General features: G+C 71.7%; 10 protein-coding genes. 8 read left to right on the plus strand and 2 right to left on the minus strand.

Annotated elements, in window-relative coordinates:
• From H5J29_RS07370 to icmF, 5 genes are all read left to right on the plus strand, one after another.
• Positions 1–2,145, plus strand: a 2,145-nt coding sequence (locus H5J29_RS07370; RefSeq protein ID WP_181780163.1) for a CaiB/BaiF CoA-transferase family protein, incomplete at its 5' end; no start/stop codon positions are given.
• A 97-nt stretch (positions 2,146–2,242) separates the two neighbouring features.
• Positions 2,243–3,400: an amidohydrolase family protein gene (locus tag H5J29_RS07375; protein WP_181780164.1), complete on the plus strand. Its 1,158-nt coding sequence runs from the start codon at positions 2,243–2,245 to the stop codon at positions 3,398–3,400.
• A gap of 8 nt (positions 3,401–3,408) precedes the next feature.
• On the plus strand, positions 3,409–3,633 hold the full coding sequence (locus tag H5J29_RS07380) for a hypothetical protein (protein WP_181780165.1): 225 nt from the start codon (positions 3,409–3,411) through the stop codon (positions 3,631–3,633).
• Positions 3,634–3,791: 158 nt separating this feature from the next.
• Positions 3,792–4,613, plus strand: coding sequence for a serine/threonine-protein kinase (locus tag H5J29_RS07385; RefSeq protein WP_181780166.1), 822 nt, complete (start codon positions 3,792–3,794; stop codon positions 4,611–4,613).
• 100 nt (positions 4,614–4,713) lie between these two features.
• On the plus strand, positions 4,714–7,926 hold the full coding sequence (gene icmF / locus H5J29_RS07390; protein ID WP_181780167.1) for a fused isobutyryl-CoA mutase/GTPase IcmF: 3,213 nt from the start codon (positions 4,714–4,716) through the stop codon (positions 7,924–7,926).
• A gap of 207 nt (positions 7,927–8,133) precedes the next feature.
• Here the strand turns inward: icmF and H5J29_RS07395 are convergent, their stop codons facing one another.
• Positions 8,134–8,571, minus strand: coding sequence for a MarR family winged helix-turn-helix transcriptional regulator (locus tag H5J29_RS07395; protein ID WP_312858108.1), 438 nt, complete (start codon positions 8,569–8,571; stop codon positions 8,134–8,136).
• Positions 8,572–8,653: 82 nt separating this feature from the next.
• Here H5J29_RS07395 and H5J29_RS07400 point away from each other — a divergent pair, with 82 nt between their 5' ends.
• The 3 genes from H5J29_RS07400 to H5J29_RS07410 all read left to right on the plus strand — a co-directional run bounded on the left by H5J29_RS07400 (position 8,654) and on the right by H5J29_RS07410 (position 11,494).
• Positions 8,654–9,280 carry an FMN-dependent NADH-azoreductase gene (locus tag H5J29_RS07400; protein ID WP_181780168.1) on the plus strand — a complete coding sequence of 209 codons (627 nt, stop codon included), beginning with the start codon at positions 8,654–8,656 and terminating at the stop codon, positions 9,278–9,280.
• Between the two features lie 102 nt (positions 9,281–9,382).
• On the plus strand, positions 9,383–10,144 hold the full coding sequence (locus H5J29_RS07405) for a helical backbone metal receptor (RefSeq protein ID WP_181780169.1): 762 nt from the start codon (positions 9,383–9,385) through the stop codon (positions 10,142–10,144).
• A 51-nt stretch (positions 10,145–10,195) separates the two neighbouring features.
• Complete coding sequence (locus tag H5J29_RS07410; protein WP_181780170.1) at positions 10,196–11,494, plus strand: patatin-like phospholipase family protein; 1,299 nt, start codon at positions 10,196–10,198, stop codon at positions 11,492–11,494.
• 70 nt (positions 11,495–11,564) lie between these two features.
• On the opposite strand, the gene H5J29_RS07415 is transcribed toward H5J29_RS07410, so the two are convergent.
• Positions 11,565–12,122: a TetR/AcrR family transcriptional regulator gene (locus H5J29_RS07415; protein WP_181780171.1), complete on the minus strand. Its 558-nt coding sequence runs from the start codon at positions 12,120–12,122 to the stop codon at positions 11,565–11,567.
• Between the last annotated feature and the right edge of the window lie 229 nt (positions 12,123–12,351).

Consider the following 12,351-nt stretch of genomic DNA (forward strand, 5'->3'; position numbering starts at 1 on the left):
GCGGCCGAGCGGCTGGGGCTGACCCCGGCCGAGCTGGGGTCGCTCAACCCCCGGCTGGTCAGCGCGTCCATCACCGGCTGGGGCACCCGCGGTCCGTGGAAGGACATCAAGGGCTACGAGGGCCTGGTCATGGCCAAGCTGGGCGCCTTCCACGCCAAGCGGCAGGCGACCACCCGGCCGGGCCCCGCGTTCGTCACCGTGCCGTTCGCCTCCTGGGGCGCGGCCCACACCGCGGTGCACGGGATCCTCGCGGCGCTCTACGAGCGGGAGTCCAGCGGCCGCGGCCAGCACGTCGAGGCCGACCTGGTCCGCGGGATGGCCACGATGGACACCTGGAACTGGTTCACCGAGCTCGTCGCGCAGCGCTGGCCGGAGAGCTTCACCCCGGTCCACGCCTTCGACGACGACGGCACCCCGCGCGGCCACCTGATCTACCCGCTGCTGGTCACCCCCACCAAGGACGGCCACTGGCTGCAGTTCGCGCAGACCGCGCCGCACCTGTTCCAGGCCATGCTGGTGGAGCTCGGCATCGCGCCCATGCTGGCGGACCCGCACTGGAAGGGTTTCCCCGTCTTCGAGGACGCCGAGCGCCGCGTGGAGCTCTGGGAGCTCATGCTGGAGCGTGCCTCGGACCGGACGCTGGCCGAGTGGGAGCACGTCTTCGAGACGAACGAGAACGTGAGCGCCGAGGTGTTCCGGGGCGGTCCGGCCGCACTGGAACACCCGCAGCTCACCCACGACCGGCGGATCGTCGTCGGCGAGGACCCGGACCTCGGTCCGGTGCGGCAGCCGTCGACCCTCGTGCACGTCGACGGCGAGGCGTTGCGCCCGCCCGCCCCGGCGCCGCGCCTGGGCGAGAGCCCGGCCCCTGGGACGACGGCGACCCCGGCCCCGGCCCCCGCGGGGGCCACCCCCACCGGCCTGCCGCTCGAGGGCGTCACCGTGCTCGAGTTCGGCCTCATGTACGCCGCGCCGTTCGGCTCCACCCTGCTGACCGACCTCGGCGCCCGGGTGGTCAAGGTCGAGGCGCTCGACGGCGACAACATCCGCACGCTCGTGCAGTTCCCCGAGGCGGGTGGCGCGAAGGTCATGCAGGGCAAGGAGTCCATCGCGCTCGACCTCGGCACCCCGGAGGGGCTGGAGATCGTGCACGCCCTGGCCGCGCGCGCCGACCTCGTGCTGCAGAGCTTCCGCGCGGGCGCGGCCGAGCGGGCCAAGGTGGACCCCGACACGTTGAAGAAGATCAACCCCGACCTGGTCTACCTCAGCGCACCGGGGTACGGGACGGACGGGCCCTACGGCGCCCGGCCCGCCTACGCCCCGTCGATCGGGGCCGCCTCCGGCCTGGCACTGACCGAGGCCCCGGACGCCGCGGACTCGACCGGGACCCTGGACGAGATCAAGGCCGCCGCGGTCCGGCTCAACGCCGCCTCGGCCGTCATCAGCCTGCAGGCGGACGGGATCTCCGCCGTCGGGGTCGCCTCGTCGCTCCTGCTGGGGCTGCTCGCCCGCCGTCGCGGACGTCCGCTGGGCTCCCTGTCCACGACCATGATCGGCTCGACGACCCACGCGATCGTCGACCACAACATCGACTACGCGGGCAGGCCCGTCTCCCCCACGGTCGACCCCGGCGGACACGGCCTGTCGGCGCTGTACCGGATGTACCGGGCCGCGGACGGCTGGGTCTTCCTCGCGGCGCCCGCCGAGCGGGAGTGGCCGGGGCTGGTCGCGGCGCTGGAGCCCTACGTCGACCTCGCGGACGCGCGTTTCGCGACGGCCGGGGACCGCGAGGCGCACGACGCCGAGCTCGCCGACGTCCTCGCCGGCGTGTTCGCGGGCCGCACCAAGGAGGAGTGGGAGAGCGACCTGCTCGCCGCCGACGTCGGCTGTGTCGGGGTGACCGAGCACCTCCCGGAGCGCACGCTGCAGAGCGACCTGGCGTACGAGGCCGGGTACGCGGTCGACACCGTGCACCCGGTCTTCGCCGAGCACCGGCGGCTGAGCCCGTCGACCGGGTTCTCCCGCTCGGCCACGCAGGCCAACGGTGGCTGCCTCGCGGGTGACCACACCGACACGATCCTCGCCGACCTGGGCTACGGCGCCGCCCGGATCGCCGACCTGCGGGAACGCCAGATCGTCCGCTGATCGTATTGAGTGTCCTGTTGACAAGGCAGCCACGAGGGCGTTCACTGAGAATCACGTTTTCACGGCACGTACGACGGAGTACCGAAAGAAGGTCGACATGAGCGACACCGACAAGATCTGGGCGAACTCCGGCGACTCCCACTTCCTCGAGCCGGAGTCGCTGTGGCGGGACTCGCTGCCGCCGCGCCTGGCCGAGCTGGTGCCGCGCGCGGTCAAGGACGCGGACGGGCAGTGGGAGACCGTGCACATCGACGGCATGTCCTTCCGCCGCAAGCTGCCCACCGGCAAGGCGCTCGAGTTCGTCGAGGCCTCCAACCGCGCCCCGGGTGCAGGCGACATCGCCAAGCGGATGGACGACCTGGACCAGGAGGGCATCTGGGGCGAGGTCGTCTTCCCCTCGCTGGGCATGTGGAGCTCGTCGTTCCGCACCCCCGAGGTGCTGCGCGAGGCGTTGCGGGTGTCCAACGACTGGGCCTTCGAGACCATCGAGAAGTACAGCCCCCGGATGGTCACCACGGCGCAGGTCTCCACCCTCGACATCGGCGACGCGGTCGCCGAGCTCGAGCGCGTGGCGGAGATGGGCTACCGCACGGTGTTCCTGCCGGTGCAGCCCCACCCGCTGCAGAAGGACTACAACCAGGAGGACTGGGAGCCCTTCTGGACCGCGGCCGAGCGGGCCGGGATCGTGATCTCGTTCCACATCGGGACCGACCCGATCGACCTGTCCAAGGGCGGCTCGGCGGGCGTGCTCTACCGCGGCCCCGGCGGCGCGGTGCTCAACTACACGGAGACCACGTTCGGTGGCCAGCGGGCCGTCATGAAGATGGTCGCCTCCGGCGCCCTGGACCGCCACCCCGACCTCAAGGTCCTGGTCTCCGAGGGCGGCGCCACCTGGGTGCCGTTCGTGGCCGACCGCATGGAGGAGGGCTACCGCCAACACGCCATGGCGGTGCGCCCCAAGCTCAAGCGCTCCCCCAAGGAGATCATCTACTCCCAGGTCTACGCCAGCTTCCAGCACGACGAGTCGGCCATCGCGGCGATGACCGGGATGGGTTTCGACAACGTCATGTGGGGCAGCGACTACCCGCACATGGAGGGCACCTACGGGCACACGCAGGAGACCCTGCACGGTCTGTTCGACGGCGTGGACCAGGCCGTGAAGGACCGCATCACCATCGGCGCCTTCCGCGAGCTGTTCCCGCAGGTCCCGCCGCTGCCGACCGAGAAGCAGGCGGCGGCCGCCGCCGCCGTCTAGGAGGGGCCGTGAGCGACGACAACATCATGTACGACTCCCCCACCGAGTTCCTGCACGAGGTGGCGGAGAAGAAGGGCGAGTGCATGGCCCAGTCGGTCATCCCGCTCGACGACGGCACCTACTCCGTGGCCTGCTCCTGCGAGGAGTGGGAGGTCATCGCGCCGGACCGGTGGAAGGGCCTGGACCTGGCCCGCGAGCACACCGGCTCGGCCCCGCAGGGGGCGCCGGTGTGACCTCCCCACCGGGGAGCGGCACCCACGCCACCCATCGGAGACACTCGCGAGCGGGCGCCGGCGATCCCGGCGCCCGTTCGCCATGTCCGACCAGACCGACCCGGCTGGACGGCCCACCGCCGCTGGCGAAGGGCGCGGAGGTCGCACCGGGCTACACCGTGGTGCAGCACCTGCGGCGGGGTGAGGACTACGACACGTACGACGCGTGGAGCCACGTGCACCACTGCCACACCGTGGCGAAGGTGCTGCGCCCCGACCTGGTCGGGGACCCGCACACCCGCCGCGGCCTGCTGCGCGAGGCGAAGCTCCTCCGCTCGCTGCGGCACCCGTACATCGTTCGGCTGCTCGACCTGGTGGACGAGCGGGGCCCCGCGCCGGTGATGGTCCTCGAGTCACTGCCCGGCGGCACCCTGTCCGACGCGATCGACGGCTACGGCCGCTTCCCCGAGACCGCGCTGGCCCACCTCGGCCAGCAGCTCGCCGCGGCCCTGCGCTACCTGCACGAGCGCGGCCGGGTGCACTGCGACGTCAAGCCCAGCAACATCGTGATCAGCGCCGGGGTGACCCGGGTGATCGACCTGGCCCTCGCGCGCACGCCCGGGCCCGCGCCGGCGGAGGTGGGCAGCGCCCGGTACATGGCGCCCGAGCAGATCGTGGGCGGGGTCGTCACGCCCGCCACGGACGTCTGGGCCGTGGGGGTCGTGCTGCACGAGGCCGCCACCGGCGTCCGCCCCTTCCCCGACGGCGTCGAGGACCGCGAGGCCACCGGCTCGCACAGCCTCTCCCGCACCGACTCCACGCACCCGGGCGCCGACCTGGCGCGGGTCTATCCCCAGCTGCTCAAGCCGGCCCTGCGGCTGCGCTCGCGGCGCCGCCTGCCCGTCCGGGTCGCGAGCGTCCTCGACGGCTGCCTGCTGACCGACGCCGCGGCCCGACCGAGCCTCGCCGAGATGCACGCCGCGCTCGACACCTTGCTCTGACCAGCGGGAACACCCATCGAACGACGTCACACCGGTATCGCTTGCAAGTCCGATACTAGGACGTCAAACTAAATGGGTCCGTCGCTGTGCAGGAGGATCCATGGCCGAGCTTTATGTGCCCAAGAACCCCATCCGCTTCGTGACCGCCGCGAGCCTGTTCGACGGGCACGACGCGGCGATCAACATCATGCGGCGCATCCTGCAGAGGCAGGGTGCCGAGGTGATCCACCTGGGGCACAACCGGTCCGTGGACGAGGTCGTCACCGCGGCCATCCAGGAGGACGTCCAGGGCGTCGCGATCAGCTCCTACCAGGGCGGGCACGTCGAGTACTTCTCCTACCTGGTCGAGCTGCTGCGCGAGCGCGGCGCCGGGCACGTGAAGGTGTTCGGCGGCGGGGGCGGCGTGATCGTCCACGAGGAGATCGAGCTCCTGCACTCGCGCGGCGTCTCGCGCATCTTCTCCCCGGACGACGGCCAGCGCCTCGGCCTGCCCGGCATGATCAACCTGATGATCCGCGAGACGGACACGGACCTCGCGGCCGAGCCCCCGGCGTCCTACGACGGGCTGTTCACCGGCGAGACCGCCACCCTGGCCCGGGCCCTCACCCAGGCCGAGTCCGGCACGCTGCCCGCCGAGGTGCTGGAGCGGGTCACGGCCACCGACAAGCACGTCCCGGTGCTGGGCATCACGGGCACCGGCGGCTCCGGCAAGTCCTCGCTGACCGACGAGCTGGTCCGCCGCTTCCGGCTCGACCAGGAGGACAAGCTCCGCATCGCGGTGCTGGCCGTGGACCCGACCCGACGCAAGGGCGGCGGCGCGCTGCTCGGCGACCGGATCCGGATGAACGCGCTCAAGGGCGACCAGATCTACTTCCGCTCCCTCGCCACCCGCGGCAACGACGGGGTCATCCCGGACAACCTGGGCGACGTCATCGCCGTCCTGAAGGCCGCCGGGTTCGACCTGGTCGTGGTGGAGACCCCCGGCATCGGCCAGGGGGATGCGGGGATCGTCCCGTTCGTCGACCGCTCGCTGTACGTGATGACGCCGGAGTTCGGCGCCGCGTCGCAGCTCGAGAAGATCGACATGCTGGACTTCGCCGACGTCGTGGCGATCAACAAGTTCGAGCGCCGCGGCGGTGAGGACGCGCGCCGAGACGTCGGCCGCCAGCTCGTGCGCAACCGCGAGGAGTTCGGCGCGGGCTGGGAGGACATGCCGGTCTACGGCACCTCCGCCGCCACGTTCAACGACGACGGCGTGACCGCGCTCTACCAGGAGCTCTGCCGGTTGCTGACCGAGGACGGGCTCGTCCTGCACGACGGGCGGCTGGCGAAGGTCGCCGGGAAGACCTCCACCGAGTACGCCGCGGTCATCCCGCCGGAGCGGGTGCGCTACCTCGCCGAGATCGCCGAGACCGTCCGCGAGTACCACGCGGACAGCGAGTCCGAGGCCACCAAGGCCCGCGTGCGCCAGCACCTGCGCACCGCGAAGGAGCTCGTCGGCTCGGCCGTGGACGAGGCGCTGGGCAAGGCCGAGCAGGACCTGTCGAGCGCGTCGGCCGAGCTGCTGGACACCTGGCCGCAGGTGGTCGAGGACTACTCCGGAGACGAGCTCGTCGTGAAGGTCCGGGACAAGGAGCTGCGCACGCAGCTCACCCGGGAGACGCTGTCCGGCAACAAGATCCCGCGGGTCGCGCTGCCGCGCTACACCGAGGACGCCGAGCTGCTGCGGTTCCTGCGGAAGGAGAACCTGCCCGGCAGGTTCCCCTTCACGGCAGGCGTGTTCCCGTTCAAGCGCGAGGGCGAGGACCCCGCCCGCATGTTCGCGGGCGAGGGCGACCCGTTCCGCACCAACCGGCGCTTCAAGTACCTCTCCGAGGACTCCGACGCCAAGCGGCTGTCCACGGCGTTCGACTCGGTGACCCTCTACGGGCACGACCCGGACACCCGCCCGGACATCTACGGCAAGGTCGGCACGTCCGGCGTCTCGATCGCCACGCTGGACGACATGAAGGAGCTCTACGCGGGCTTCGACCTCTGCTCGCCCACCACCTCGGTCTCCATGACGATCAACGGGCCCGCGCCCACGATCCTGGCGTTCTTCCTGAACACCGCGGTGGACCAGCAGATCGCCCGGTTCCGCGAGGAGGAGGGCCGCTCGCCGGACTCCGCCGAGCTGGAGGAGCTGACCGCCTTCGCCTACGCGAACGTGCGCGGCACGGTGCAGGCGGACATCCTCAAGGAGGACCAGGGGCAGAACACCTGCATCTTCTCCACCGAGTTCTCGCTCCGAATGATGGCGGACATCCAGGAGTGGTTCATCCACCACAAGGTGCGGAACTTCTACTCCGTCTCGATCTCGGGCTACCACATCGCCGAGGCCGGGGCGAACCCCATCAGCCAGCTCGCGTTCACGCTGTCCAACGGCTTCACCTTCGTGGAGAGCTACCTCGCGCGCGGCATGAGCATCGACGACTTCGCGCCGAACCTGTCGTTCTTCTTCTCCAACGGCATGGATGCCGAGTACACGGTCATCGGCCGGGTCGCGCGGCGGATCTGGTCCGTGGCGATGCGGGACAAGTACGGGGCGAACGAGCGCTCGCAGAAGCTGAAGTACCACGTCCAGACCTCGGGGCGGTCCCTGCACGCGCAGGAGATGAACTTCAACGACATCCGCACCACGCTGCAGGCCCTCTGCGCGCTCTACGACAACGCGAACTCGTTGCACACCAACGCCTACGACGAGGCGATCACCACCCCCACCGAGTCCTCGGTGCGGCGCGCGATGGCGATCCAGCTGATCATCAACCGCGAGTGGGGGCTCTCGATGAACGAGAACCCGCTGCAGGGGTCGTTCGTCGTCGACGAGCTGACCGACCTCGTCGAGGAGGCCGTGCTGGCCGAGTTCGACCGGATCGCCGAGCGTGGCGGCGTGCTGGGCGCGATGGAGACCGGCTACCAGCGCGGCAAGATCCAGGACGAGTCGATGATCTACGAGCACCGCAAGCACGAGGGCACGCTCCCGATCGTCGGCGTCAACACCTTCGTGCGGCCCGACGCGGACGAGGACGAGCCGATGGAGATCGAGCTCGCCCGCGGCACCGACGAGGAGAAGAAGTCGCAGCTGGACCGGCTCGCGGACTTCCAGAGCCGCCACAAGCCCGAGGCCGAGCAGGCCCTGCGCGCGCTGCAGGACGTGGCGACCGGTGAGGGCAACGTGTTCGCCGAGCTCATGAAGGCCGCCCGGGTCTGCTCGCTGGGGCAGCTCACGGACGCCTTCTTCGAGGTGGGAGGCCAGTACCGGCGCAACATGTAGCCGGTCCGCACCTGCCACACCCCCGTCGCCCCGCACCTGGTCAGTGCGGGGCGATGGTCTGTCCACCGTCCGCTCATCCCGACCCCTCCTTGAGCGAACGGCACTCTCGCTCATACCTAGTGAGCGAACGGGCCGCTCGCTCATCCCGGCCGTGCTATGAGCGAACGGCACTCTCGCTCATACCTAGTGAGCGAACGGGCCGCTCGCTCATTGGCTGCGGGCGGCGAGGACGCGTTCGAGGGCGTCGGCGACAGTGGTGCGTTCCGCCTCGCTGAGGTGGTCGGCGAAGTGCCTCGCGATGCCGTCGAGATAGCCCGGGGCGGCCTCGCGGAGTCGCTCCCGGCCCGCAGGAGTCAGGACCGCCCAGTTCCCTCGCCTGTCCGTCTCGTCCTTCTCCCGGACGACGAACCCGGCCCGCGCCAGCTCGTCGACGATCCGGCTGACCCGCGTCCGCGAGAGGACCGCCCGCTCCCCCAGCTCCTGCATCCGCAGCCGACGGTCCGGGGCGGCGTTCAGCTCCAGCAGGACGTCGTACCAGGTCAGCGGCAGGTTCTGGGTCCGCTCCATGTCCTGCTCCAGGTCGCGGAGCACGGCCGCATGGATGCGGAGGAGGGCGGCCCAGGCACGGACTCCGTCGTCGGTCACGCCGTCATCATAGGTCTTGTGCGTGCGCACGCACCATGCTTATTCTGTGCGTGCGCACGCACCCTCACACCTGGAGAACCCGATGACCCGCCTGCTGCACGTCGCCGCCTCGCCCCGCGGCGCCGCCTCCGAGTCCCTCGCCCTCGCGAGCACGTTCCTGGACGTCTACGCCGACGCGAACCCTTCCGTCGAGATCGCCCACCGCGACCTCTGGGACGGCACGCTACCCGCCTTCGGTCCCCCGGCCGCCGAGGCGAAGATGGCCGTCTTCGCCGGACGGGAGCCGAGCGGCGAGAGCGCCGCGGCCTGGGCCGCCGCCACCGCCGAGTTCCGCCGCTTCGACGCGGCCGACCGCTACCTGTTCAGCGTCCCGATGTGGAACGCGGGCGTCCCCTACGTGCTCAAACAGCTGATCGACGTGATCAGCCAGCCCGGCCTGGTGTTCGGCTTCGATCCCGAGCGGGGCTACTCCGGCCTGCTGCGCGACAAGAAGGCCGCGGTGATCTACACCAGCGCGGTGTACGGGGAGGGTCGCGGACCCGCGTTCGGCCGGGACTTCCAGGCCCCGTTCTTCACCGACTGGCTGCACTGGGCGGGCGTCTCCGACGTCGAGGAGATCCACTTCCGCCCCAACCTCGCCACCGCGGACGCCGACACCGCGCGCCAGGCCGCCCACGCCCGCGCCCGCGAGCTGGCCAAGACCTTCTGACCCCGGGCTCGTCCGGTCCCGCGAGCGGCGGGTGCGGGGCGGTGCGTGAGTTCGTGCTCAGCCGCACGACACCGCTGTTCGGGACGTGAGAGCCTGGCGACCATGGTGATCGACGGCAGCGTGGTCGACGACGAGGGCACCCGCGTCGAGGTCCCGGAGAAGGTCACGCGCATCGCGTCGATCGTCCCCTCGCTCACCGAGGCGATCGGCGCCACGGACCGCTCCACGCTCGTCGCCGCCACCGACTGGTGCACCCATCCCGAGGGGCTCGACGTGCCGCGGGTCCGCGGCACGAAGAACCCGGACGTCGAGGCGATCGTCGCGCTGGAGCCGGACATCGTGCTGGCCAACCAGGAGGAGAACAAGCCCGGCGACCTCCGGCGGCTCCGCGAGGCCGGGCTGGCGGTGTACGTCACCGACATCCGGACCGTCGAGGGCGGGCTGGACTCGTTGGGGCGCATGCTCGCCGCCTGCGGGTTCGCCTCGGTGCCCTGGCTCGACGAGGCACGGGCGCTGTGGGCCGCGCTGCCCGAGCCGACCACTCGCCGTCGGGGCGTGGTGCCGATCTGGCGCAAGCCGTGGATGGCGTGCGGCTCGGACACCTTCACCGGCGCGGTGCTCGCCCGGCTCGGGATCGACAACGTCCTCGCCGACTCCCCCGAGCGCTACCCGCGCTTCGACCCCGCCGACCTGCCGCCCCACGATCTGGTGGTCCTGCCCGACGAGCCCTACCTGTTCACCGCCGCGGACGGGCCGGAGTCCTTCGCGGCGCCGTCCGCGCTGGTCAGCGGCCGGTTGCTGACCTGGTACGGGCCGTCGCTGGTCGAGGCGGCCCGGGTGCTGCCGGACGCACTGCGGGTGTAGTCCCCGTCTCCTTGGCACGTGCCCGCAACCTGCGACGGGTACGAAGGACCGGTGAGTGTCCAGAACGGGCGTCGGCCGCGCCGCGTCGTCATCGCCTGCCAGGGCGGCGGCAGCCACACGGCCTTCACCGCGGGCGTCCTCGGCAGGCTGCTCAACGCCCCGGAGCTGTCCCGGTACGAGATCGTCGGGCTGTCGGGGACGTCCGGTGGCGCGATCTGCGCGCTGCTGGCCTGGCAGTCGCTGCGCGACGGCGACCGCGAGGGCGCGGGCGCGGTGCTCGAGAGGTTCTGGATGGACAACGCGGCGGGCAACCCGCTCGACCGGCTGGCCAACGCCTGGCTCGTGTCCGCGGGCGTGCTGCAGAACCTCGACCTGCTCCCCGGGATCAGCCCGTACATGATCCCCGAGGCGCTCGGCGGCGCGGACCGGTTCCGCGCGCTGCTCGCCCGCCACGTCGACTTCGACGCCATCACCGCCGACCTCGACCGCGAGCACCCGCTGCTCCTGCTCGGCGCGGTGGACGTGCTCAGCGGCCGCTTCCGCGCCTTCGCCAGCCACCGGGACCGGATCACCCCGGACACGGTGCTGGCCTCCGCGGCGATCCCGAGCCTGTTCCGGGCCGTCCGCACCCACGGCGGCACCTACTGGGACGGGTTGTTCTCGCAGAACCCACCCGTCCGCGACCTGCTCGAGGTGGAGCCGGACGAGGTCTGGGTCATCCAGATCAACCCCACCGCCATCGAGCGGGAGCCCCGGACCGTCGTGCAGATCGCCGACCGCCGCAACGAGCTGGCGGGCAACCTGTCCCTCTACCAGGAGCTGGCGTTCATCGAGCAGACGGACCGCCTGCTCGACGAGGGCAGGTTGCGTCCGGGCGGCCCGTTCAAGCACGTCGTGGTCCGGGTCCTGGAGCTGCCGCGCCGGGTGCTGCCCAAGCACCTGGGGCCGGCGTCGAAGCTCAACCGGGACCCGCGGTTCCTCCGCAGGCTGATCGAGGAGGGGCGGGAGCAGGCGGACCGGTTCGCGGGCGCGCTGGCCTTCGAGCGGGCCTTCGCGGCGCGGGACGCCGACGCGATCCTCGCCATGGCCGCCCCCGGCGCCTCGCTCGTCGCCGAGAGCCCGTTCCCGCCCTTCGACGGCCGGGAGCGCGACCCCGAGAAGCTGCACAACTTCGTCACGGAGCTGTTCGCCCGCGACATCCGGATCGACTCCTCGCGCAAGCAGATCGCGCAGGACCGGGTCACCTGGACCATGCGGCTCTCCGACGGCGAGCGGGCCGAGGAGTGCGTGGCGGAGGCGGACTTCGTGGGCCATCGGATCACCAGGCTCCGCCTCGGCCGCCGCCGCTGACCCGCGAGTCCGACACCACCGACCGCGAGTCCGACACCACAGCCCGCGAGTCCGACATGAGACCCGCGAGTCAGCGGACGCGGAGGCCGTCGAGGACGAAGCCGAGGTGGCGGCGCCACACCGCGTCGTCCCCCGCCGACATCGTGATGACCGTGGACATCGCCCAGATCAGGGTGGCGAGATCGGCGGGCCCGAAGTCCGCGCGCAGCACGCCCGCCCCCCGCGCCCGCGCGACGATCGACTCGACGACCCCACCGGCCCGCCCACACTCGGCCGCTACGCCCACGGCCCCGACCGGGTTGCGCGTCACCGCCTCGTTGACCGCGCGGTCGCGCGCCTGCATCGCGAACATGCCGTCGAGGAACGCGGTGAAGCCGTGCCACGGGTCCGCGTCGACGAGCGCGGCCGCGGCGAGGACGTCGAGCTCGGCGAGCCGCTCCGGCAGCACCTGGTCGAGGAGGGCCCCGCGGTTCGGGAAGTGGTTGTAGAGGGTCCCGATGCTCACCCCGGCGCGGCGGGCCACCTCCTCGAGTGGCGCGTCGACCCCCTGCTCCGCGAACAGCTCCCGCGCTGCGGCGAGGAGCCGGTCGCGGTTGCGTGCGGCGTCGGCGCGCAGGGTCCGGGGCACGCCTGCAGCCTAGCAACTTGAGGTCCCCCTCAGGTTCGCGCTATAAGTTGAGCATGACCTCATCTTATGACCGCCCCGTCCTCCTCGTGATCGGCGCGGGGCCGGGCCTCGGCCTGTCCGTGGCGCGCCGCTTCGGGAAGGAGGGCTACGCGGTCGCTCTCGTGTCGCGGAGCACGACCCGGCACGCCGGCTTCCTGGCCACGCTCGCCGACTCCGGTGTGGAGGCCGC

Origin of the sequence: Pseudonocardia pini, from assembly GCF_013870575.1 — a bacterium.
Classification (GTDB): Bacteria; Actinomycetota; Actinomycetes; order Mycobacteriales; family Pseudonocardiaceae; genus Pseudonocardia; species Pseudonocardia pini.

Excerpts from the sequence above, each read along its gene's own strand:
- H5J29_RS07375 (WP_181780164.1), top strand. The coding sequence starts at position 2,243 with ATGAGCGACACCGACAAGATCTGGGCGAACTCCGGCGACTCCCACTTC.
- icmF (WP_181780167.1), top strand. The coding sequence starts at position 4,714 with ATGGCCGAGCTTTATGTGCCCAAGAACCCCATCCGCTTCGTGACCGCC.
- H5J29_RS07400 (WP_181780168.1), top strand. The coding sequence starts at position 8,654 with ATGACCCGCCTGCTGCACGTCGCCGCCTCGCCCCGCGGCGCCGCCTCC.
- H5J29_RS07405 (WP_181780169.1), top strand. The coding sequence starts at position 9,383 with ATGGTGATCGACGGCAGCGTGGTCGACGACGAGGGCACCCGCGTCGAG.